The sequence below is a fragment of the Nocardioides zhouii genome, from assembly GCF_004137345.1.
Lineage (GTDB): Bacteria > Actinomycetota > Actinomycetes > Propionibacteriales > Nocardioidaceae > Nocardioides > Nocardioides zhouii.
In genome coordinates, this window is the sequence record NZ_SDWV01000019.1 from 54510 (window position 1) to 76936 (window position 22427).

22 protein-coding genes are annotated in these 22427 nt (G+C 69.1%); 6 read left to right on the forward strand and 16 right to left on the reverse strand.

Features of this window, described 5'->3' with window-relative positions; genetic code table 11:
• Positions 1-571: 571 nt before the first annotated feature.
• The 6 genes from EUA94_RS16750 to EUA94_RS16775 are packed head-to-tail and all read right to left on the reverse strand — an operon-like array spanning position 572 to position 6109.
• Complete coding sequence (locus EUA94_RS16750) at positions 572-913, reverse strand: putative quinol monooxygenase (protein ID WP_129428038.1); 342 nt, start codon at positions 911-913, stop codon at positions 572-574.
• Positions 910-2550, reverse strand: a complete 1641-nt coding sequence (locus tag EUA94_RS16755) for a GMC family oxidoreductase (protein ID WP_129428039.1) — start codon at positions 2548-2550, stop codon at positions 910-912. The genes EUA94_RS16750 and EUA94_RS16755 overlap by 4 nt, the downstream gene beginning before the upstream one ends.
• Entirely contained in the window at positions 2540-3217 is a 678-nt protein-coding gene (locus EUA94_RS16760) for a gluconate 2-dehydrogenase subunit 3 family protein (protein ID WP_129428040.1), read from the reverse strand. The genes EUA94_RS16755 and EUA94_RS16760 overlap by 11 nt, the downstream gene beginning before the upstream one ends.
• 47 nt (positions 3218-3264) lie before the next feature.
• On the reverse strand, positions 3265-4185 hold the full coding sequence (locus EUA94_RS16765) for a sugar phosphate isomerase/epimerase family protein (protein WP_129428041.1): 921 nt from the start codon (positions 4183-4185) through the stop codon (positions 3265-3267).
• Positions 4182-5279: a Gfo/Idh/MocA family protein gene (locus tag EUA94_RS16770; protein ID WP_129428042.1), complete on the reverse strand. Its 1098-nt coding sequence runs from the start codon at positions 5277-5279 to the stop codon at positions 4182-4184. Before EUA94_RS16770 ends, EUA94_RS16765 begins: the two co-directional genes overlap by 4 nt.
• A gap of 2 nt (positions 5280-5281) precedes the next feature.
• Positions 5282-6109, reverse strand: a complete 828-nt coding sequence (locus EUA94_RS16775; protein WP_129428043.1) for a sugar phosphate isomerase/epimerase family protein — start codon at positions 6107-6109, stop codon at positions 5282-5284.
• A 381-nt stretch (positions 6110-6490) separates the two neighbouring features.
• Between EUA94_RS16775 and EUA94_RS16780 the strand changes: the two genes are divergently transcribed.
• Together EUA94_RS16780 and eda are read left to right on the forward strand one after the other, a co-directional pair.
• Positions 6491-7465 (forward strand): ROK family protein, encoded by a 975-nt coding sequence (locus tag EUA94_RS16780; RefSeq protein ID WP_207210591.1) that lies wholly within the window; start codon positions 6491-6493, stop codon positions 7463-7465.
• Between the two features lie 5 nt (positions 7466-7470).
• Positions 7471-8106 carry a bifunctional 4-hydroxy-2-oxoglutarate aldolase/2-dehydro-3-deoxy-phosphogluconate aldolase gene (eda, locus tag EUA94_RS16785; protein WP_129428045.1) on the forward strand — a complete coding sequence of 212 codons (636 nt, stop codon included), beginning with the start codon at positions 7471-7473 and terminating at the stop codon, positions 8104-8106.
• Between the two features lie 15 nt (positions 8107-8121).
• Here eda and EUA94_RS16790 read toward each other — a convergent pair whose 3' ends face one another.
• The 5 genes from EUA94_RS16790 to EUA94_RS16810 are packed head-to-tail and all read right to left on the reverse strand — an operon-like array spanning position 8122 to position 14613.
• Complete coding sequence (locus EUA94_RS16790; RefSeq protein WP_129428046.1) at positions 8122-10194, reverse strand: oxidoreductase; 2073 nt, start codon at positions 10192-10194, stop codon at positions 8122-8124.
• Positions 10178-10963 (reverse strand): SDR family NAD(P)-dependent oxidoreductase, encoded by a 786-nt coding sequence (locus EUA94_RS22225; protein ID WP_165356943.1) that lies wholly within the window; start codon positions 10961-10963, stop codon positions 10178-10180. The genes EUA94_RS16790 and EUA94_RS22225 overlap by 17 nt, the downstream gene beginning before the upstream one ends.
• 2 nt (positions 10964-10965) lie before the next feature.
• The gene (locus tag EUA94_RS16800) at positions 10966-11952 is read right to left on the reverse strand and encodes an ABC transporter permease (protein WP_129428048.1); all 987 of its coding nucleotides are present in this window, start codon (positions 11950-11952) and stop codon (positions 10966-10968) included.
• The gene (locus EUA94_RS16805) at positions 11949-13502 is read right to left on the reverse strand and encodes a sugar ABC transporter ATP-binding protein (protein WP_129428049.1); all 1554 of its coding nucleotides are present in this window, start codon (positions 13500-13502) and stop codon (positions 11949-11951) included. Before EUA94_RS16805 ends, EUA94_RS16800 begins: the two co-directional genes overlap by 4 nt.
• Before the next feature lie 52 nt (positions 13503-13554).
• Positions 13555-14613, reverse strand: coding sequence for an SIS domain-containing protein (locus tag EUA94_RS16810; protein WP_129428050.1), 1059 nt, complete (start codon positions 14611-14613; stop codon positions 13555-13557).
• Between the two features lie 119 nt (positions 14614-14732).
• On the opposite strand from EUA94_RS16810, the gene EUA94_RS16815 reads away from it, so the two are divergent.
• The 4 genes from EUA94_RS16815 to EUA94_RS16830 are packed head-to-tail and all read left to right on the forward strand — an operon-like array spanning position 14733 to position 18835.
• Positions 14733-16112 (forward strand): aminotransferase family protein, encoded by a 1380-nt coding sequence (locus tag EUA94_RS16815; protein WP_165356944.1) that lies wholly within the window; start codon positions 14733-14735, stop codon positions 16110-16112.
• The gene (locus EUA94_RS16820) at positions 16102-17313 is read left to right on the forward strand and encodes an aminotransferase class V-fold PLP-dependent enzyme (protein WP_129428052.1); all 1212 of its coding nucleotides are present in this window, start codon (positions 16102-16104) and stop codon (positions 17311-17313) included. Before EUA94_RS16815 ends, EUA94_RS16820 begins: the two co-directional genes overlap by 11 nt.
• Positions 17314-17333: 20 nt before the next feature.
• Positions 17334-17897 (forward strand): glucose-6-phosphate isomerase family protein, encoded by a 564-nt coding sequence (locus EUA94_RS16825; protein WP_165356945.1) that lies wholly within the window; start codon positions 17334-17336, stop codon positions 17895-17897.
• Positions 17894-18835 carry a phosphoglycerate dehydrogenase gene (locus tag EUA94_RS16830; RefSeq protein ID WP_165356946.1) on the forward strand — a complete coding sequence of 314 codons (942 nt, stop codon included), beginning with the start codon at positions 17894-17896 and terminating at the stop codon, positions 18833-18835. Before EUA94_RS16825 ends, EUA94_RS16830 begins: the two co-directional genes overlap by 4 nt.
• A gap of 85 nt (positions 18836-18920) precedes the next feature.
• Here EUA94_RS16830 and EUA94_RS16835 read toward each other — a convergent pair whose 3' ends face one another.
• The 5 genes from EUA94_RS16835 to EUA94_RS16855 are packed head-to-tail and all read right to left on the reverse strand — an operon-like array spanning position 18921 to position 22413.
• Complete coding sequence (locus tag EUA94_RS16835) at positions 18921-19199, reverse strand: HPr family phosphocarrier protein (RefSeq protein WP_129428055.1); 279 nt, start codon at positions 19197-19199, stop codon at positions 18921-18923.
• The gene (locus EUA94_RS16840) at positions 19196-20410 is read right to left on the reverse strand and encodes an alanine racemase (protein ID WP_129428056.1); all 1215 of its coding nucleotides are present in this window, start codon (positions 20408-20410) and stop codon (positions 19196-19198) included. The genes EUA94_RS16835 and EUA94_RS16840 overlap by 4 nt, the downstream gene beginning before the upstream one ends.
• Complete coding sequence (locus EUA94_RS16845; protein WP_129428057.1) at positions 20395-21600, reverse strand: phosphopentomutase; 1206 nt, start codon at positions 21598-21600, stop codon at positions 20395-20397. The genes EUA94_RS16840 and EUA94_RS16845 overlap by 16 nt, the downstream gene beginning before the upstream one ends.
• Positions 21597-22016 (reverse strand): PRD domain-containing protein, encoded by a 420-nt coding sequence (locus EUA94_RS16850; protein WP_129428058.1) that lies wholly within the window; start codon positions 22014-22016, stop codon positions 21597-21599. The genes EUA94_RS16845 and EUA94_RS16850 overlap by 4 nt, the downstream gene beginning before the upstream one ends.
• Positions 22017-22020: 4 nt before the next feature.
• Positions 22021-22413, reverse strand: a complete 393-nt coding sequence (locus tag EUA94_RS16855) for a DUF2620 family protein (protein ID WP_165356947.1) — start codon at positions 22411-22413, stop codon at positions 22021-22023.
• Between the last annotated feature and the right edge of the window lie 14 nt (positions 22414-22427).

Genomic DNA, 22427 nt, shown 5'->3' on the forward strand with positions numbered 1-22427 from the left:
CGACCGACGCCAGAAGCGCTCGGCTTCGTCTTGCGTTTCCGGTGTGCGATGGGGTGTGCGGCGGGCGTTCTGCTCATGTCGCTCCTCGGAGTGTGCGGCGCTGTCAGCTGAGTCGTGTGAGCCACTCGCGCCGCCACCGTTCGGTTCCGGCGATCTCGTTGAAGGTCAAGATCCGCAGGCCCCAGACCCCTGGCGCAGGCGTCTCGTTGGACCCGTGTGGCGGGTGAGCGCTGGGAGGTGCGCCGAGCTCGGGCGATGGTCGGCTCGACGCGTGCTGCAGGCTGGCTTGATTGACCGTGCTGCCATGGCCAAGATCTCGCCGACGAGAGTCCCTACCGTGGTGAGCCGTACCTTAATTCACGGCACGTGTTCCAGTTACACCTACGCTCGATTCCGCCTCTCGCTCCACGCGCACGACTCGGATGAACGCGCAGTTCAGAGCATTTCGGTTCCATGGTCGGTCGTCCACCGAGGTCCCAACGCATTCATGCCGACCTTGCCTACAATTGGCCCACACGTGTCTCTCTTGTGCGGTACCGCCATCGACCGATCCCGGGCCAACCCCGCGACGTCAAGAGCTAATACACCCCGGCGCCGGCGCAGCGCCCCGACCGTCGGCGCGACGCAGACGCCGGACCCGGAGCGGTTCGTCCAACAACTGGTCGAAGGACGCCACGAACTCCCGCACGTACGACGTCGTGTCGTGGTCGGCCAGCGCCCCGGCGTCAGCCCAGCGCTCGTACAGACTGAAACGACACGGGTCGGTCGGGTCCTCGAGCAAGGTGTACTCGAGGCAGCCGTCTTCGTCACGACTCAGCCGAGCGAGCAGCTGGAGCCGCTCCCTGAGCTGCGGCCCTAGGCCCGGTCTCGCCACGAACTCTGGCATCAGGACGACGACGTCCCGGGTCGTCATCCGCGGTTCCCGGCTCCGGTGGCGATGTGCTCCGCGACCCGCCAGGCGTTCGCCATGATGGTGAGCGTCGGGTTCGCCCCGGTGGCCGTGGGGAACGGGCTCCCGTCGACGACGTAGAGGTTGTCGACCTCGTGGGCGCGACAGTTGCGGTCGGTCACCGAGGTCTCCGGGTCGTCACCCATGCGCGCCGTGCCGTGCTGGTGGGAGCAGTTGCCGGTCACCCTGTCGGCGTACACGCGGGTCACGTCCAGACCGCCAGCCGCTTCGAGGATGTCCCCGCATCGGTCGATCAGGAAACGCCCCTGGGCCAGGTCGTTCTCGTGCGGCGTCAGGGTGATCCTCGCGACGGGGAGTCCCCAGGCGTCCACGACCGTGTCGTCCAGGTCGACCCGGTTGTCGTGCTGGGGCATGTCATGGAGCACCATGGCCACGGCCATCGAGTGGCTGAAGTAGTCGCGGTCGATCTGCTTGGCCTCGGCTCCCCAGGTCGGTTTCCCGGGCAGCCCCCAGTTGATGGGCAGCGGGATGCCGACGCCGGCCGCCGCGATGTGACCGCCGCTGACGAACCCGCGGCTCGCGTCGTTCTCGTAGAACTCGAAGCTGCTCGCCGAGACGTATCCACCTCCGGCCCAGGCGTAGATGGGGTCGTCGAAGGTGGCGACCGAGGCGCTGTACTCGTGGAAGGTCACGTTGCGACCCACCAGGTCGTTGGTGTTGGCCAGTCCGGCGGGGAACCGTCCCGACGTCGACATCAACATCAGTCGGGCGGTCTCGACCGCTCCACAGGCGAGCAGGAACACGTCCGCCTTCTGCTCGAAGACGACGCCGTCGGCGTCCTCGTAGACCGCACCCTTGATCCGCCCGCGTTCGTCGAGCACCAGCTCGCGGACGTAGCTGTCTGCCCGTAGCTCGTATCGGCCGGTGGCGAGCGCGTCCGGGATGAACACGTTGAGGGCGCTCGAGCGGGTGCCGGTCGGGTCGCCGTGCTGCTGCGCGAACGCGCTGACCACGGTGGCCGGGCGACCGTTGAACGGCTGTGACAGCGCGGCTTGGGGGGTCGGGAACGAGTTCCACCCCAGCTTCTCGCAACCCTCGTGGAACTTCTGGGCGTATCGGGACTGCGGCATCGGCGGACACGGATAGCCCCGCGTGCGCGGACCCTCGTACGTGTTGGCCCCCGCCTGGCCGGACACGCCAAAAGCCCACTCGACCCGGTCGTAGTACGGCTCGAGGTCGTCGTAGCCAATCGGCCAGTCGGCGAGGGTGGTGCCGGGCAGCTCGCCGGCGATGCTGCGCAGGCGGAAGTCGCTCGGGGTGAACCTGGGCAGCCAGCCCTGCCAGTGGACCGTCCCACCTCCGACCATCTGCGGGACCGGGCAGAACAGGTCCACCTCGGCCTCGTCGGCAGCCGACCTACGCGACGTCCTCGGGTTAAGGATCGGATCTGGCCACAGGTTGTAGCGGTTCACGTTCGCGAGCTCGTCGCCACCGAAGGACTCCTTAGTGCGCCACGGCCCCTTCTCGAGGGCTACCACCCGGAGTCCGCGTTCGGTCAGGACCTTGGCGGCGGCGGCCCCGGAGGCGCCGGCCCCGATGATGACGGCGTCGACCCGTTCGGGCGTACGGCTAGACGTCATGGCTGTCCTCCAGGGGTCGGTGCGTGCGGTTGTCGGCGAAGTACTCGAGGGTGGAGTAGCGGCCGGTGAAGACGTCGGCGAGATTCGCGGGCCCCGGGAAGCCGATCGCCTGCCAGCCCACCTGCCCCCGGTTGCCGCCGTAGATCGGGTCGGCCAGGAAGCCCTGCCGGGTGTGGATGACGAGCAGGTTGAAGAAGTCCAGGTCCGCCTCGGCGCTCGTCTGCTGCAGCGCCGGCTCGACGGGTCCGCCGTAGGCGATGGCCGGGGTGTCGCGCCACGCCTGCTCCGCCTCGGGACTGCCGGCCCGCTCGATGACGCGCAGCATCTCGTCCTGCTGGTCCTCGGTCAGCTCGACGAAGTCGGCGTCGTGGCGCGCCCGGCACAGCCTGTCGAGCTCGACGATCCCGTCGGCGTACTTCGATCGGGCCACGTCGACGCGCACCTGCCAGGCGTCGGCGCGGCGGCCCTCGAGCCTCTCGAAACCGGTGCCGTCCGGCAGGGCATAGATGTATCCGATGCCCGACAGGTAGCGGTCCACGAAGTCGACGGCTCCGGCCTCCCGCGCGCCGGGGGTCTGATCGGTGGGGATGATGCGCGCCATCGCCGCCTCGACCGTCGCACGCTGGTGCGGGTCGAAGAACGTGTCCGGCTGGGCGGTCTCGGTCATGTCAGTCCTCCTGGGTGTGGGCCTGATGACGTGGGTCGGGTGTCGGCTCAGGCGACGATCAGTGGGCGGAGCGTGCGGTGGGCGACCTCCAGGCCGGTCTCGATCCTGGCCTCGCTGCCTCCCCAGACCGGGTCCTCGTGCTCTACGGACAGCACGCCGTCGAAGCCGCCCTCGTAGAGCACATCGACCACGCGTACCCAGTCCACCTGGCCGAGGCCGGGCACGCGGTAGCGCCACCAGCCGACATCCCAGGGGTCCTCGCGACCCACGGCTATTCCGGGCCAGCCGTAGCGGTTGCGCTTCTCCGGGAAGATCTGGATGTCCTTCGCCTGCGCGTGCGCGACCTTGTCCACGTAGGGCCGGACCGCCTCGACCGGGTCGATGCCCATCCAGAGCAGGTGTGAGGGGTCGTAGTTGAGGAAGAGCCCGAGGTCGAACATCCACTCCCACAGCTCTGGGCTGTAGGCGAGGTTCCCGGGGTACCCGTCGGGATGCCAGCCCTCCATCACGCAGTTCTCTATGACGAGCTTCACGCCCCGCTCGCCCGCATGGTCGACCAGCCTCGGGAAGAGCTTCTCGGCGGCGCGCAGGTTCTCGGCCACCGACATCCCGGGGTCCCGGCCGACGAAGGTGCCGACGGTCGGGCAGCCCACCAGCGCTGCCACGTCGATCAACGCCATCACGTGGTCGTTGACGCCACGACGCTCGTCGGGGTCGGGGTGGAGGTTGTTGTCGTAGAACGCCAGGGAGGACAGGGTCAGGTCGTGCTCGTCGAAGAGGCGGCGCACCCGGTCGGCGTCCTCCTCGCCGAAACCCTCCGCCTTGACGTGGGTGGCGGTGAAGGGTCGGTTGCCGAGATCGGGCCAGGCCGCGACCTCCAACGCCTCGAAATGGTGCTGCGACGCCCACCTCACGATCTCTTCGAGTGAACGCCCTGGCAGGCAGGCGGTCAGGAATCCGAGCTTCATGCGGGGACCTCGACCCAGGACTCGTTCTTGGCGGAGACAAGCACCGCTTCGGTGATCATGGCGCTGCGGCGACCGTCGGTGAAGGTGGGCAGGCCGTCGGGGGACTCTCCCGCAACCGCGCCGTAGACGTCGGCCACGAACGCGTTGAAGCAGTCCTGGTAGCCCTGCGGGTGTCCCGCCGGCAGGTAGGAGTACCCGCGTCCCTGAGCGGTGCTCAGGGTGCCCGGGCCACGGGGCACGACCCGGTTCTCGACAACCCCGCCGATCCAGAGCGAGTCCGGCTGCTCCTGGTCGAACACGTACGAGGCGTCCGTGCCGTCGAAGGAGAACCACAGCTTGTTCTTGCGGCCGAGCGAGACCTGGCTGGCGACCAGGCTGCCGGTCGCCCCCTGGTCGGTCTCGAAGATGACGGTGGCTCCGTCCTCGGTGCCGACTGCCTGCATGCCGTCCGCGGTCGCCCGCTGGCTGTACGCGTTCGACATCCGGGCGTGCAGGCGGGTGATGCGATGACCGGTGGTGAACTCCATCAGGTCGCACCAGTGGACTCCGATGTCCCCGAAGGCGCGGGACACGCCACCCTGGCTAGGGTCGACCCGCCAGTTGGTCTGGGAGCTTCCAGCCAACCAGTCCTGCAGGTAGGAGCCGTGGAGGAGCCACAGGCGTCCGGCCTGACCGTCCGCGATGAGCGACCTGGTCTCACGGACAGTCGGGTAGTAGCGGTAGACGAAGGGGACGGCTGTCACGACGCCGGCCCGTTCGGCGGCCGCGACGAGCCGGTCCGCGTCCTCCCACGACGTGGCAAGCGGTTTCTCGCACACGACCGCCTTCCCGGCCGCGATCGCCTGGTCGGCCAGTGCGGCATGGGTGGCATTGGGAGTGCAGATGTGCACGACGTCGACGTCGTCGGCGGCGATGAGGGCCTCTGCCGACTCAGAGGCAGCCTCGGCGCCGAGCCGTCGGGCCGCCTCATCCGCGCGCTGAGGTGTTGAGTCCGAGATCCGGGTGAGCCGTGCTCCAGCGGATCTGATGGCGTGGGCATGCACACCACCGATGAAGCCGGCGCCGATGAGCCCGGCGCGCAGTGGGGTCGACACGGTCACTCTCTCCCGGCGAGGAGGGTGTCCAGGAAGGTCTTGCTCAGCGCTGCCGCGTCTCGGGGATCGCCGTCGTAGGCATCCAGCTCCACGACGATCCACCCGTCGTACCCGGACTCCTCGAGAGCCGACGCGACCTCGACGAAGTCGATCTGGCCCTGCCCGAGCGGGACGAACTGGAACGGGTCCATCCGAACATCCTTGAGGTGGACGTGACGGATGCGGTCGGAGTATCGACGAATCAGCTCGGCAGGATCGCCACCCCCGGCTACGAGATGGCCCGTATCGGGGCAGAATCCGATCCTGGTGTGCGGCATCAGCCTGTCGAGATCGTCGGGACCCTCCACGATGGTGGTCAGGTGGGGGTGGTAGCACGCGTCGAGCCCGTGGGCAGCGGCGATGTCGGTGACAGCGTCCAAGGCGCCGGCGAGGGCGAGATAGTCCGAGTCGCGTGTCCCCGACGCTCGCCTGGCCCCGCCGCCCACCACGAGGCTGCTCGCACCGAACTGCTGCGCGAGCTCCGCTGCCCTGGTCACTCGGTGGAGCTCCTCGGGCAGGATCTCGTCATAGATGAAGCTGCCGCCCGTGTAGACGCTGACCAGCTCGACACCGGCCTCGTCGAGGACGCCCAACAGCTCCTGGGGCCGGTCGGCGAAGTCGGCCACGTTGCCGTCGAACATCTCCACGCCCTCATAGCCCAGTGCGCCGATCTCGCGGATGGCGCGGGCCATCGGGCCGTTCACCCGATAGACGAGGTCCTTCACGCTGGTGACCCCGACGGCGTCGCCGACGACGCCCCCCCAGGTGATCGTGTGATAGCCGAGTCGCATGCGTTTCTCCTGACCGAGGGCGTCGTTTCAGGTTAGGCACGCATCATGCATAAGTCAACACGTATCGTGCGTCAGCACGCATGAAACAGAGATACCATGCGTGGAATGGACGAGGTCAGACCCGGCAGAGAGCCCTCCCCTCCCGCACTGCCAGCCGAGCACGTGGAGTCGCTGGTGCGCGTGCTGGATGTCGTACGAGACACCACCGCGACAACGCGCCCCGATATTGCCCGGCGGACGGGACTGGGTCGCAACGTCGTGAGCGACCGGGTTCGTCAGCTGTCGGCGGTCGGATTACTCACGGAAGGGGACCTCGCGCGCTCGACGGGGGGCCGTTCCCCTCGCCAGGTCCGCTTCCGGGCGGAGGCGGGAGTGGTCCTGGTGGCGGACGTGGGCGCCACCAGCATCGAGGTTGCCCTGTCCGACCTCGCGGGCAACCTGTCGCACACCCATGACGAGATCGCCGACGTGACGGTCGGACCGACCGAGGTCCTCTCCCGCGTAGCCGCCCTCTTCGATGAGTTGATCGCTGCTCTGCCCGACGGCACGAGGGTGTGGGGCGTGGGCCTCGGCCTCCCCGGGCCCGTGGAGTTCGAGACCGGCCGTCCCGTCGCCCCTCCCATCATGCCGGGGTGGGACGGCTACGGCGTGCGCGAGTTCATGGCGGCGCGCTTCGGGGTCCCGGTGTGGATCGACAACGACGTGAACCTCATGGCGCTGGGCGAGCTGCGCGGTGGCCTCGCGGCGGGCCACCGCGACGTGGTGCTGGTGAAGGTCGGCACAGGCATCGGCGCGGGCCTTGTCTCCCACGGGCTGCTGCACCGCGGCGCCCAGGGGTGCGCGGGCGACATCGGTCACACCGCAGTGCGCGGCAGCACGGCTCTGTGCCGATGCGGCCAGCACGGCTGCCTGGAGGCCCTCGCCGGTGGAGCGGCGTTGGCGCGCGACGGTCTCGCGATGGCCATCGCCGGCACCAGCCCCGCCCTGGCGCGCGCCCATGCCGAGGGACATGAGATCTCGGCCGAGACCGTCATCAGGGCCGCCCACCACGGGGACGTGTCATCGCGGGCGCTGGTCATCGACTCGGCGAGGCTGCTGGGCGAGGCACTCGCCCGGGTGGTCAACTTCTTCAACCCCTCGCTGGTGGTGATCGGGGGCGGGGTCGCGGCGGCCGGGGACCTCTATCTCGCCGAGCTGCGGCAGTCCGTCATCGGACGTTCACTTCCCCTTGCGACGAGGACCCTCGACATCATCCTTTCCCCCCTCGCTGACCGGGCCGGGCTGCGTGGGGCGGCCTTCATGGTGGTCGACGAGCTGCTCTCCCCGGCCCGACTCTCCGCGCCGTCCCACGGATAGATCACATGAAAGGCACCGTGAACCACTCCCTGCTCGACCGCACGCCCGTCATCCCGGTCGTCGTCCTCGATGACCCCGCGAAAGCCGTACCGCTGGCCCGTGCGCTGGTTGCCGGTGGCGTCCCCGTCATCGAGCTCACGTTACGGACTGGCTCGGCACTCGAGTGCGTACGCCGTATCGCGGCGGAGGTGCCGGAGATCCTAGTGGGCGCGGGCACCATCGTACGCCCCGGCCAGGCGGCGCAGGCCGCTCGAGCGGGGGCGCAGTTCCTCGTCTCGCCCGGCAGCACTCCAGACCTGCTGGCCGCGATGACGGGCACCGGGCTGCCCCACCTGCCGGGAGTCTCGACGGTCTCCGAGATCCTCGCGCTGCTCGAACGTGGCTACCGGGAGCTGAAGTTCTTCCCGGCCGAGAGCCTGGGCGGAACACCGTTCCTCAGGGCCCTCCACTCCCCCCTGCCCGAGGCCCGGTTCTGCCCGACCGGTGGCATCACCGCCGCCACTTCCGGCAGCTACCTTGCCCTGCCGAACGTCGGGTGCGTCGGCGGCTCGTGGCTCACCCCGACGAGTGCGGTTGCTGCGGCCGACTGGGAGCGCGTCACCGCGCTCGCGGCCGCGTGCGCGGCGCTTCGCGCCACCTGACCAGTCCGCATCCGTTCACATCGATGCCGCGAGCTGGTGGGCCTCCAGCAGCACGGCCTGGATCAGACGGGCTGCCGACGCGTCGCCCACCCTCTCGACGGTCACGTCGCGACCGGACTCTGCGACCAGGTCTACGAGCTGGTGGTAGAGGTCGTCGCGGGACCGGCGTGCGTGCACCGGGACGACGGCATCGGCCGGCAACCATTCCTCGACCTCGGTGACGACGTCGACCACGAGAACTCCCCCGGTCTCGATGCGCCGCACGGCGGTCGACGGTCGCAGCGCGATCTGCTTCTGACCCACGCGCTGCATGAACAGGGCGAGATTCGTGCCTTCGAGCTCTCCCGCGACCACGGGCCTGGCCGAGACGACCGTGACCCGGTTCCCCGCGTCGGCCAGGAACTCCGCCGTGCCCGCCGCCTCCCAGTGACCCTGCGCATCGATGACCACCACCCGGCTGTCGCGGACGACAGGGTCACGCAGCACCTCGTCGACCGCGTAGACGCAGTCGAGCTCCAGCCCCTCGACGTCGGGAAGCACCTGCAGGCCGCGGGCGCGGGCGACCCCGCCGGCATCAGGGTCGGCCCGACTCTGTCGATGACCGGGCGGGAGATTCGGCTGCGAGCCCGTGGCGATGACCACGACATCGGGATCCAGCTCCAGCACGTCGTCCTTGACGGCGTCGACACCGGTCCACACCTCGACCCCCAGGCGGCGGACGGCAGCCTCGAGGTAGTGGGTGACCTCGGCGATCTCGTCGTGGTGGGGTTGGCGGGCCGCGAGACGCACCTGGCCACCGAGGTGCCTGGACCGCTCGAGGAGCGTGACGCTGTGCCCGCGCCTGGCCGCGATCTCGGCGACCTTGAGGCCGGCCGGCCCACCTCCCACGACCACGACGGTGCGAGGTCGGGTGGCCCGCACGAGCAACCGCTCGCTCCAGAACCGCTCCTGTCCCGCCCCGGGGTTCTGCACGCACCGGATCGGCTTCTCCTGGGCCACTGCGTGCAGGCAGCCGTCGTTGCAGCCAATACAGGGCCGCACCTCCGCCGCGCGCCCCTCGCGCAGCTTTCGCGGTGTGGCCGGGTCCGCGATCAGCTGGCGGGCCATGCCGACGAGGTCTGCCTCGCCCAGGGCCAGCATGTGCTCGGCCAGACCCGGCTCCTTGATCCGGCCGAACGCGACGACGGGCAGATCAGACTGCTTCTTCAGGGCCCGGTTGAGCGGCCGGAAGAACCCCTGAGCGACCGCGGCCGGGGGAATCTCCATCCAGAAGCTGGAGAACGAGCCCGCATCGCAGTTGAAGTAGTCGACCAGCCCACTCGTCTCGAGATGCTCGGCCATGCGCAGGCCGTAGTCGAGGTCATAGCCGAACGAGGTGTACTCGTGCAGGCAGAGACGGATCCCCAGTGCCATGTCGTCGCCGAGGTTCTGCCGCACGGCTTCCACGCACTCCAGGGGAAAGCGCATGCGGTTCTCGAAGGAACCGCCGTAGGCATCGGTGCGGTGGTTGAAGAACGGTGACACGAAGCTCCGCAGCAACCCGTCGTGCGCGATCTTGATCTCGACCCCGTCGTACCCTGCCTCGACCAGGTTGCGGGTCGACACCGCGAAGCCGTCGATGGTGCGCAGCATGTCGCGGCGGTCCATGGCCTTCGTGGTGTGCGGCCCCGAAGGCTCCGGCATCTGGGTCGGTGCCCACAGGATCTGAGGCGGGTGCTCCAGGGAGGTGTGCCCACCGTGGTTCAGCTGCGCGAAGATGCGGGCCCCGTGCGCGTGCACGGCGTCGGCGGTCCGACGGTTCAGCTCCACCGAGGCCGGGTCCCACGCCGCAAGGTACTTCCGCGACATCTGCCCCTCGGGCATGACCGCCATCGACCCGTCGATGATGAGGCCGGCACCGCCCCAGGCCCGCTCCTCGTGGTAGGCCGCGTGATCCTCGGTGGGCATGCCGTGGATGTCCGGGAGGGCGTTGAAGTGCGGTTGGAAGACGAAGCGGTTGCGCACCTCGATGCCCCGGATCCGCAGCGGGGAGAACAGGTGCGGGAAGGTGACCTCTCCGGGCGCCGTGGCGTCAGGCGATGGCGCCATGGGTCTGGGACCCCCCGTCCACCAGCATCAGTGTGCCCGTGACGTACGCCGAGTCGGACGACGCGAGGAAGAGCGCAGGGCCCGCTATGTCGTCGGTGGTGCCGAGCCGACCGAGCACGATGGACCCCCTGGCCGCGGAGATCGCCGCCCCCGGCGTCTCGCTGACGAGGGTGTGGTAGCTGTGCATCATCTCGTTGTCGATGTACCCGGGGGCGATGGCGTTGACGCGGATGCCGAAGCAGCCCAGGTCGGCCGCAGTCTGCTGGGTGATCAGGTTCACCGCGCCCTTGGAGCCGGCGTAGACCGCGGACTGGCGCAGGGGCAGCACCCCCTGGATCGACGAGATGTTGATGATGCTGCCACCGCGTCCCGAAACCTTCATCTGGCGTGCGGCGTACTTGGTGCCGAGGAGCACGCCGCCAACGTTGATGTCGATGACTCGGCGGTAGTCGTCCCAGGACAGGTCCGTGATGTGCTCGGCAACGCCCGTGCCGGCGTTGTTGACCAGCACGTCGAGCCGCCCGTACAGATCCAGGGTCCGGCCCACCATGCCAGCCACGCTGTCCTCGTCGGCAACGTCACAGGTCAGGGCCGTGGCCTCGCCGCCCGCGGTGCGGATCGCCGCCTCCGCGGCCTCGCCCTCGTCCCGGCTTCGCTGGGCGAGGACGACGCTTGCTCCCTCGGCGGCGAAACGGGAGGCGATGGCGAATCCGATCTGACGGGCGCCACCGGTGACGATGGCGACCTGGCCCGCGAGGCGAGAGCTCACGGTCACTTCCGCTTGGACAGGGCGACAGCGAGGATGATGATGAGGCCCTTCACTGCGATCTGCCACGATGAGCTGACCCCGATGAGCACCAGCCCGTTGTTGAGGACGCCGATGATGAGGGAGCCGATCAGAGTCCCGACGATGGTTCCGCGACCGCCGAAGAGGCTGGTGCCGCCGAGGATGACGGCCGCGATCACGTCGAGCTCGAGCCCGTCCGCGAAGTCGGGCCGCGAGGCGTGCCCCTGGGCCGCGAAGATCAGCGAGGCCATCGCCGCGAGCACACCGGTAAGCACGAAGCAGCAGATCTTGATCCGCGCCGTGTTGATGCCGCTGTAGCTGGCTGCTGTCGAGTTGCCGCCGGTGGCGTAGACCTTGCGGCCGAACGTCGAGAAGTGCAACAGGAGACCGCCCAGGACGAGGGCCATGATCGACCACAGGATGGGCACCGGGATGCCGGCGATCGACCCCTCGTAGAACACTGCCCAGAAGGTGGTGTTGTCGACGAGCACGGGTGCTGTGTCGGTGACGACGAACGCGAGCCCCTTGGCGATGCCCAGCATCCCCAGGGTCACCAGGAAGCTCGGGATGCCGAGCTTGGTGACCAGGAGGCCGTTGGCGAGGCCGAGGAGGGCTCCGACGGTCAGGCCGACCAGGGCGCCGAGCACCCAGTTGTTCGCGAACTCCGACATGAAGAGCGCCGCGGACACACCGGAGAGCTTCAGGATCGAGGCGACGGACAGGTCGATCTCGGCCGAGATGATGACGAAGGTCATGCCCACGGCCATGATCGTGACGAGCGTCGTCTGGCGGCCGATGTTCGCAAAGTTCGCGCTCGACAAGAACACGTCGGACTTCAGGCTGAAGAAGATTACCAGCGCAATGAGCGCGATGAAGATCCCGTAGGGCTTGTCGCCTCCCAGGAGTTCCCTGACAGCGTGGCGCTTGCTCACTGGCGTGCTGGCCGAGGTGTCTAACGCAACTGTGCTCATCTGGCGGACTCCTGTACGAGGTGGTGAAGGCGCTCTTCGCCTTCGACTTCGGAAATGTGGACGCTGGTAGTGGCGCGGCCGTCGTGGACGACGGTCACGGTGTCGCAGAGGAGCTCGAGCTCGACGAGATCGGACGAGACGACCACGACGGCGCAGCCCTTCTGGGCGAAACGCCGGATGATCCCGTAGATCTCGTCGCGAGCGCCGACGTCGACGCCGACGGTCGGCTCGTCCAGCAGGAGCAGCTTCGGCTCCGGCACGAGCCACTTGCCGAAGACGACCTTCTGCTGGTTTCCCCCGGACAGGTTCTTCAGCCGGGTGTTGATCCCGGGAGCCTTGACGTTGAGGTCGCCGACCGCCCCCTTGGCCCGCCGGGTGGCCTCACCCTTGTTGAACATGCCTGCCCGGGTGAGGTGTGGGAGCTGGGGAAGCGCGGTGTTGGCGGCGATCGTGTCGCCCAGTACGAGCCCCTCGAGGTGCCGGTCCTCGGGCACGAGGGCGACGCCCGCCGTGATCGCGTCGCGCGGGCTTCGCCACGTCACCGGCTTGCCCAGATACAGCACCTCGCCCTGGTCCGCTTGACGTAGCCCGAACATGGTCTCGAGGATCTCGGTGCGGCCGCTTCCGATCATGCCCGCCAGGCCGAGGATCTCCCCGGGCCGCACCTGCAGGTCGACACCTCTGAGCCGCCCGTTCTGTACGCCCTTCAGCTCGATCACGGGCGTGCGGCGGGTCGCTGCTGCAGCGAACTCGTCGCTGATCACCATGCGACGGTCGCCCTCGTCGATGCTCAAGGTCGCCTGCGCCATGCGCTCGTGGCCGGGGCCGACGATCTCGCTCACCAGCTTCTCCATGGTGATGTCTGCGGTGTTGTGGGTCCCGACGTTCAGCCCGTCGCGCAGCACGGTCACTCGGTCACTGATGCGGAACACCTCCTGGAGGCGGTGCGTCACGTAGATGACGCCGACACCACGACTCGTCACCTCCTGGACGGTGTTGAAGAGGATCTCCTCCTCGCCGGCCGACAGCGCCGAGGTCGGCTCGTCCAGCACCAGGATCTTGATGTCACCCATCAGCGCCTTGGCGATCTCGGTCAGCTGGCGGTAGGCGAACGGCAGCGAGGCCACGCCCGCCGAGGCCCGGATCGGAAAGCCCTGCTCGTCGAGGTACGCCTGGGCCGCCTCGACCAGAGGCTTCGAGCGTACGAAGCTGAGCGGCCCGTGGGGCTCACGGCCCAGGAACAAGTTGGCTGCCACGCTCATCGACGGGACGAGGCTGAGGTCCTGGTAGACCATGGCGATGCCGCTGTCACGAGAGTCCTGTGCCGAGCGGAAGTTCGTCTGCCGACCGTGGATGAGCACGCTTCCACCGTCGCGCTCGTTCACGCCCGACAGGACCTTGATCAGGGTCGACTTGCCGGCTCCGTTCTGCCCGAGCAGGGCGTGCACCTCGCCGGGTCTCAGGTCGAAGCTCACGCCTTTCAAGGCCTTGACCACGCCGAAGCTGACGGTGATGTCTTGCATGTCGACGAGCAGGTGGGGCTCGGTCATGAGCAGTCTCCCAGGGGGATGGCGGTCGGGGGGTCGTGGTGCGGGCGTCGCATCAGCCGCCAGCCTCATCGATGCGTGTCACCTTGGTCAGCCCGGCGGGGGTGTCCGGGTCGAGGCCTCGCACCAGTGCGGCGTCGTGGGCTGCGCGCTGCAGGGGCAGAACACCGAGGAACGGTGCCCAGTGGGGTGGCACCGCGGGGATGCGGACGTGGTGGTCCGCCCTCGAGCGATGAGCACTGCTCACCGTGACGGTCCGGGCGCCACGATGTGCGGCGCCCACTGCGGCCTGGTCGGACAGGTGTTCTCCCACAGGGTCCGAGGACGAGAGCAGGACCGCGGTCCCTCGGCGGACCGAGTTGATGCTGCCGTGGAGGAACTCGCTCGTCTCGAACGACGCGACGGGCAGGCTCAGCGTCTCCCGGAGCTTGATCGCACCCTCCTCGCCCACCGCCTGGGCGAACCCCTCACCGGCGCAGACGAAGTCGGTGGCCTCCGAGACGTCGATCCGGGTGCTCTCGTCGTCCAGGACCCGGGCCATCAGTTCCGGTACGGCGGTCGCGGCCTTCGCCAGCAGCTCCGGCCGGGTGGACGCCGCGATGCCGAGCAGGCACGCGAGCGAGGTGGTGAAACTCTTGGTCGCAGGCACGGCGAGCTCCTGGCCGGCCCGGAAGAGCACCCGGTGTTCGTCCACCACCAGCTGGGCCAGGGCCGAGTCGGGTGAGTTGGTCACGACGACGAGGTCGGCGCCGCGACTGCGAGCGGCGCGTGCAGCAGCCAGGATCTCCGTGCTCTCGCCCGACTGCGAGACGGCCACGACAAGCGCTCCGTGCAGGTCCGTCGAGATGGACCAGGCCAGGTGGGCCGGCGAGATCGTTGCGGCAGGAGTCGCGGCGAGCGACCGGAATGCCTCGACGGCGTAGGTCGACGCCGAGCGCGACGAGCCGCGTCCGAGCAGCAGGATGTGTCGGGCCGCGCCGACGAGGTGGCCGAGGCCATCGGCCTTTGCGACGACTCCGGCGAAGGCAGCGGCCACGCGCTGGGGCTGCTCGGCCATCTCGCGCCTCATGAGGTGGCCGGGGGCCGGCGCGACCCTGGCGGCAGTGACGCTCACGGGACCTCGTCTCGGTGGGGCGGTGGGCCAGACCCGGAGTCGGGGCTGGTTGTCAGAAGCAGCGAAGCGCCCCTAAGGTGGTAATGATGTTACGACAAGTCACTGGAGATCAAGACCCTGTGGACAACAAAATTAACCAATCCCCCGATTACGCCCGGATCGTCCACGACTCGATCCAGTACGTGTGGCGCCACGGAGTCAGCGTCGACACCACCCGTGCCGAGCGCGGGCCGATCGCGGTCTCGGCGAGTGGCGTCCGGGTCACCGATGCCGACGGCACCGTGTTCCTCGACGCCCTGGCCGGGGGCTCGGCCGCCGCGACGCTCGGGCACGCCCGGGTCGACGTGGCGGACGCGGTCCACGCGCAGATGACCAAGCTGCACTGGGTCTCGCTGCGCACGTTCATCAACGAACCGTCCGTCGAGCTCGCCAGGCGCATCGCCGGGCTCACCGAGGCCGGACTGCAGACAAGCTTCTTCGTGTCGTCCGGCTCCGAGGCGGTCGAGAGCGCCACCCAGCTGGCCAAGAGCTACCACCGCGCGCGCGGCAACCCCGAACGCACGAAGTTCCTCTACCGGAAGACCGGCTACCACGGCACCTCGCTGGTGGGCGCCAGCGCGAGCGACAACAAGGAGTTCCGCACTTGGTTCGCTCCCCTGGCGCCCGGCTTTGTCGAGCTTGACGCCTGCTACCCCTACCGGCGACCGGCGGGCATGACCGAGGACGAGTACGGAGTGTCGGTCGCGGACGCCATGGAGGCGACGATCATCGCCGAAGGGCCCGAGACCATCGCCGCGATCCTTGCCGAGTCGATCCCCGCCGCACTGGTGCTGGTGCCGCCTGCGAGCTACATGCGGCGGCTCCGTGAGATCTGCGACCGCTACGACATCTTGTGGATCGATGACGAGGTGTTCATCGGCTTCGGACGTACCGGTCGATGGTTCGGATTCGAGCACTACGACGTCACCCCCGACATCGTGACCGTGTCCAAGGGCATCACGGGCGGATACATCCCCCTCGGCGCCGCGATCGCGACGTCCCGCGTGATGGAGACGATATTCGGCGACGGAGCCACCACCCAGGCCAAGGTCTCGGGCCACACCTACGCGGCGCACCCGACCGCCTGTGCCGCCGGCCTGGCCGTGCTTGACGCAATCGAGAAGGAGCACCTGCTCGAGTCGACCGCCTCCGTCGGCGACTGGATGATCGATGAGTTCCGGCGTCGTTACGACGGCCACCCCCACGTGGGAGACATCCGCGGCAAGGGTTTCCTCATCGGCATCGAGCTGGTGCAGGACCTCGCGACCAAGGATCGCTTCGCCTCCCAGCTCTCAGTGGGCAGACGGATCATGGCCCGGGCCATGGAGCAGCAGTTCATGCTGCGCGCCACCGGCGACGTCGTCACCCTCTTCCCGGCGCTGGTGACGACCCAGCAGGACGGTGAGGCCATGGTCGAGGCCACCTGCCGTGCGATCGACGAGGTCATCGATGAGATCTGAGGGGAGCGACCCGTCCCGGATGCTCGACGGCTTCCGGGACCAGCTCGCCGCAACAGTCGTCCGTGAACACGTCTCCCTCGAGGACGCCATCACCCTCCAGCACGGTCTGGTCGATGTCGCACAGCAGGTGATGGGGTCCGACGAGGTGTTCGTCGAGGACTACGGCCAGGTGCGCGAGCTGGCGACCGTCGGCTTCGGGGGCGGTGGGCGGCCGCGTGCCACGGCACGGGTGGAGGAGGTCCTGGCTCGCTTCTTCGAGGTGGAGGACGCCGTACTGGTGCACGGCGCCGGCACCGGCTCGATCCGCGCCATGCTCAACGGCCTGGTCACGCCGGGTTCGCGCATCCTGCTGCACCACGCCCATCCCTACAAGACGACCCTCCCCGCCATGCGGCACATGGGTCTCGACGTCGACCATGTCAACCTCGACGATCCCTCCGCCCTCGAACGAAGCCTCCGTGACAACCCGCCCGACGCGGTCTTCTTCCAGCACGTCCCCCAACAGCTGGGCGACCGCCATGACCTGGAGGAGACCATCAGTCTGGTCCGCTCGGTGCGCGGCGCCGAGACGCGGCTCCTCGTGGACGACAACTACGCGGTGATGCGCTCGCCGCGTATCGGCGTACAGCTCGGGGCGGACGCCTCAGCCCTGTCGCTGTTCAAGCTGCTCTCACCGCACCCGATCGGCGCCGTGCTCGCCGACAGCGAGTCGGTGGGCCGGATCCGGCGCGACCTGTCGTCGGCCGGCTGTCAGATCCAGGGCCCCCAAGCGATGGCTGCGCTTCGCGCACTGGTCTTCGCCCCGGTCGCTCTCGCGGTGCAGAACCGGACCGTCCTCGCCGCTACCGCGGCAGTCAACGTGGGCCTCGGGACCGACGACTACGCCTACGTCGCCGAGGCCTTTGCCGCCCAGCCGGGGATCCGCTGCATGGTCCTTCTCTTCGACCGACCCGTCGCTGAACACTTCCTCCGTTCGGCGTGGCGCAACGGCTCGCCGAGCCAGTCGGTGGGCGAGGAGGCGCAGTTCGAGTTCCTCCCCCTGTTCACCTACCTCACCAGCACGTTCCTCAAGGCGTCCCCCGGCCTCGAGCAGTACGCCGTTCGCGTCAATCCCATGCGCGGGGGCCCGGACACCGTCCTGCGTGTCCTCCGCGCGACCTTGGCCGACCCGGAGTTCCGGGCCGCCGCCGCATCCGCCTGAGACCACTCCGGAGTGATCACTTGACCCCCCACCTGCTCGAGCCATTCTCCGTCCACATCGACTTCGAATCGGGGCTGCTGAGCCCCGACCCCGTCGTTCTGGTGCGTCGCCTCTCCTCCCTCGCTGGCTACTTCCTGCAGAACGCTGACACGGACTCCGAGGTGTACTCCGTCCACGAGATCCGGGTTCCGGCCGAGCGCGACCACCTGCTCTCGTCCACGACGATCGTGCTCCCGGGGAAGGTGGGGGACGAGTACTACATGACCAAGGGACACTTCCACGCCAACCGGGACCGCTCGGAGATCTACCTGACCCTGTCGGGCGAGGGGCTCCTGGTGATGGCGCTCGAGAACGGCACCACCGTCACCAAGGAGATGCGTCCCGGCGTCGTCAACTACGTGCCGGGACACTGGGCCCACCGGTCGGTGAACACCGGGAGCGAGCCGCTCGTGTTCTACGCCGTCTACATCGGTGACGCCGGCTACGACTACGCCACCATCGCGGAGCGGGGCTTCCCCGTTGTCGTGGTGGACCGCGACGGTGGTCCGTCGGTCGTCCCCAATCCCCGATACCTCGCCCCGTGACGCTGGTCGCGGTCACCCCTCGCGGCTTCCGCCAGTCACCCGGCCGTCATCGCGAGCTCCTGGAGTCGACCGGCTTCGAGGTGCGATACCCGACGCAGGAGCGTCCGCTGCGGGCCCCAGAGCTCCGGGAGCTCCTCGCCGGATGCGAGGGTGTGATCCTGGGCGTCGACGACGCCTCCGCCGAGGTCCTCCTCGGGAGCGCCCTCCGGGTGGTGGTCCGCTTCGGCATCGGCGTCGACAACGTCGACCTGCCGGCCGCCCGCCAGCAGGGCATCAGAGTGTCGCGAACACTCGGCGCGACAACCACGTCCGTTGCCGAGCTCACCATCGGCCTGATGCTCGCCTCCGCGCGCGGGATCCCGCAGATGGACAGGGCGGTCCGGGGCGGGTCCTGGAGCCGTCCCACGGGGCTCGAGCTCGCTGGCCGGACCCTGGGCCTGGTGGGCACCGGGCGGATCGGCCGGCAGGTGGCAGATCGGGCGTCGGCGCTCGGTATGGACGTCATCGGGCACGACCCCCTGGCCGCCGGTGGCGACCTACCCCTGGTCGGCTTCGACGAGCTCATCGCACGTTCCGACGTGGTGTCGATCCACGCCCCGCTCACCACCTCGACGCGGCACCTGTTCGACGCCGCGGTGCTGTCCCGGATGCGCCCCTCGAGCATCCTGGTCAACACGGCCCGTGGGGGAATCATCGACGAGGTCGCACTCGCTGCCGCGCTGACGCACGGCCCTCTGCACGCCGCCGCGCTGGACAGCTTCGAGGAGGAACCCCTGCGCGACAGCCCGCTGCTGGGGCTGCCCAACGTCATTCTCACGCCGCACAGCGGCGCGTCCACCGTCGAGGGCGTTGAACGGGCCGGAGTGATCGCCGTCGAGGAGCTCTGTCGAGGACTGGCCGGTGAGCCGCTCCTGTACGACGTCGAGGCCGGTCGCTAGGCCCGTACGACGCCACCGGCGGCTCGGCCGCGTCGGTCCCGCCGAGCACGGACCATGCCTCCTGAGGCTCCGATCCCACGGAGGGTCACGGCGTCGTCGTGTCCTCGCCGTGCGAGGCGAGCAACGACGTGAGCGCCGCCAGGGCCGCCTCCTCGTCGGGACCCGTGGCGGTGATCGTGACCGTCGTGCCCTGGGTGACACCCAGCGTCAGCACGGACAGGAGGCTCTTGCAGTTTGCGTGCTTGGTCTCGGTGGCGAGGCTGAGCTCGGCGTCGAAACCACGAGCTGCGGTGACGAACTCGGACGCGGGCCGGGCGTGCAGACCATGGGGGTCGGCGATCACGGCGTTTCCAGAGACGCTCACTGTGCGGTCCTTCCGTGTTGACCGCCGATGGGGAGCAGGTCCTCCCCCAGGCGGAATCCTGTGCTGGTGAAGATGCCCTCGACGGTGGGCTCGGCCCCGACCCCGCTGACCACCGCGACGAAGCACTTGCTCACGAAGGCCTGGGCGCGGAACGCGTAGACGACCGTGCTGCCGATTCGGAGGGACCTCGGATCGTCGAGGCGCAGCGTTCCGTAGTAGTCGATGGCCTCGGCCGGGTCGAGCTCGACCCGGACCACGCGCGGCTCGGCACCCGCCGCGTCGTACACGAGCGCTGTCCGGGCTCTCGATCGCGGGTAGAGCCCGCCGGCGACGCTGTAAGCGGCGTCCGTGGTGGTGTGGGAGATCTCGGAGACGTAGACCATCGCGGGCAGCTCCGGCTCGTCGCTCACTGCGTGCAACGGCGTCTGGCCGGTGAGGCAGCTGCCCGGCTCGACGTGCGTGGAACCGGCCCCCGCCTTGAGGCCGAAGGTCGCCGAGCAGCACGCGCTCGGCGTGTTGCGCGCCGGGGCGTCGACCCCGGCGTCGTTGATGGCCTCGGAGGCTGAGCGCAGAGTGCTGAGGTTGTTCGTCGCGCCGAACGCGCCGAGCGCCTCGTCCCACAGCACCACGGGAAAGCTGGTCACCCCGCGCAACCGGACGCCGGGCAGCGCATCGATCTGGCGGGCGACTCCCACGCACTCGTCGAGCGGAACTCCCCCGCGCTGGGCGGGGTAGAAGGTGTCGCCCGGACCGACCACCCTGAGCAACACGTCCTGGTGTCGCTCACGGCCCGCCATGGCCCGGCTGATCCGCTCGGCCTGGTCGAACCCGAAGACGGTGATGAAGTCGGACTCCATGTCGACCGCCCTGGCGATCTCGTGCTGGGGCACCTGGACGAGGTGTCCCACATTGCCCATCCGCAGACCCTCCGCACGGAGCAGACGGGCCTCCTCGAAGTCGACGGCGACGACCCGCTCGATGCCCGCGACGGCCACGGCTCGCGCCACCACGGCGTTGCGGCCGAACTGCTTGGTCATCTGATAGGCCGTGAGGCCATGTGAGGCCGCCGCAGCGGCGACGACTCCCGCATTGTGGGACACGGTGTCGAGGTCGATGACGTAGCAGTTCGACGGCAGGCGACCGGACTGGTGGAGCTCGACGGCGACGTCGATGAGCCGGGGATTGCGCCGGCGGGTCACGTCGATGAACACAGGATCTCCTTCGCGAACGACGTACCGGAGTCGAGAGCCCCGAGACCGTGGAGGTCCGCGACGGTCGCACCGACGTCGGCCAGGGTGGACCGGACGCCGAGGTCAACGGGGACGAAGGACGGGCTGTACGCCAGGATCGGGACGAGCTCCCGGGTATGCCTGCTGCTCCCCGACGTGGGGTCGTTCCCGTGGTCGGCGGTGACGAAGAGGGCATCCTCGGGGCCGATCCGCTCCAGGAAGCGAGCCAGGTGCGAGTCGACGAGCTCGAGCACCCGTGCGTACCGCTCCCGGTCCTGCTCGTGACCGGCCAGATCGGTCTCCTGCACGTTCGCCACGATGAGGCCCCGCTCCATCGAGTCGAGGTGGCGCACTGCCGCGTCCAGGACCTCGGCCGTGGCCACGAGGTTCTCCAGCGCGGCGCCCTCGCACCGAACGACGTCGGCGGCCTTGCCCAGTAGGACGACCCTGCCGCCCGCCTGATGCATCCGCGTCGGCAGCTGCCGCTCGATCGGGAAGTCGAGGCCGAGGTGTCGGACCCGGTAGTCCGGCGTGTACACACCGAGGCCCGGAGTGTCCACGCCGATGTGCCCGTCCCCCCGGTCGACGACGTGCGCCCTGATGTCGTCCACGTCAAAGCCGCGACTGCCCACCACGATGACGCGGGACACGTTGATGGCTCGCCGGACGACGGACCCGACCTCGGTGAGCCTGTCGAAGCCCACATCGTCCAGGGAGGCGGTGACGTTGACGTTGAGGCGGGCCCGCGCCTCGATGTTGTCGTGGACGACTATGGTCCCGTCGACGAGAAGCATCGACTCACCCGCCACCAGCGGCTCGACCCGGTGACCGGCCGCCACCAGAGCCTCGGTGAGAACCTCACCCAGTTCGTCCATGAGCTTGAGCTCCACCATGGCGAGCCCGCCGCCCATGAGCTCCTGGTGACCCAGGTAGGTGTCAGCTCCCGGGTGCACGGGCGCCAGCCGACCGTACGCCGCTAGGGGAGCACCATGCGGGGGCACCGCGCCGGGCGCGAGCCGGCCAAGGCCCAGCGATGCCAGCTCCGGGAGGTTCAGGACGCGCTCCCCGGCCACGTGCCGGAGCGTGTGCATGTCCGCTTCGCTCGGCGTGCAGTCCGGTGCTGCTCCGACCCCGAATCCGTCCAGGACGAGCACCACGGCGCGCCCGATCATGCGCTGGGTGACTGCACGTCGACGATGCCGCACAGGTGCACGACCATGTAGGAGATCTCGGACTCGGGCACGTCGCGGTCGAGGAGACGGCCACAGTCGCCCATCACCCGGGTCACCGCCTCCCGTTCGCGTGTGCGCTCGGCGATCTCCTCCTCGGCCACGAGCGACGGCTCGATCGGCACCTCTCCCCGGTTGATCCGCGTGAGCGCGATCGCCAGGTGGGTCACGAACTGCGCTGAGTCGTCCTCGGTGAACGTGAGGCCCAGCGCGGTGGCGAGGTCGGCCAGCGACAGCTCGGTCAGCCGGCGCGCCAGCATCGTCACCTGGTCGGAGTCCTGCAGCATGTCCAGCCGATCGGCGAACTCCTCGGCGACCCGCGCCAGCACGGCTGGGTCGGCGCCTGTCTCTTCGCTCACTGCTTCACCCTGCTTGCGCGTCACGGTGGGCCAGGATCGCCTTGATGATGAGCGGGATGGCCGTCGCCGTCTGCTCGTAGGCGAAGCCGAACGCGATGCGCCCCTCACCGACCATCGTGCGGACCCGCTCCTCGGTCACGACCATTCCGGGAGTGCCCACGATGCCGACCTGCTTGGCGCCGAGGATCGCGGTCGCAGCAGCGAGCGCGCCACCTCCTCCCGACCAGCAGGTACCGAGGTAGAAGTCGGCCTGACCCTTCTTCACCAGGCGGGCACCCTGCATGTCTCCGAGCGCGGCCGCCTCGACGCGGCCGCCCCCGGCGTCCTGCGCGAGCTGGGCCATGAGGGACGCATCGACGCCCGCGGCAACGACGCGGATCGCTTTGTTGTCGGTCATCAGGGGACCTTTCG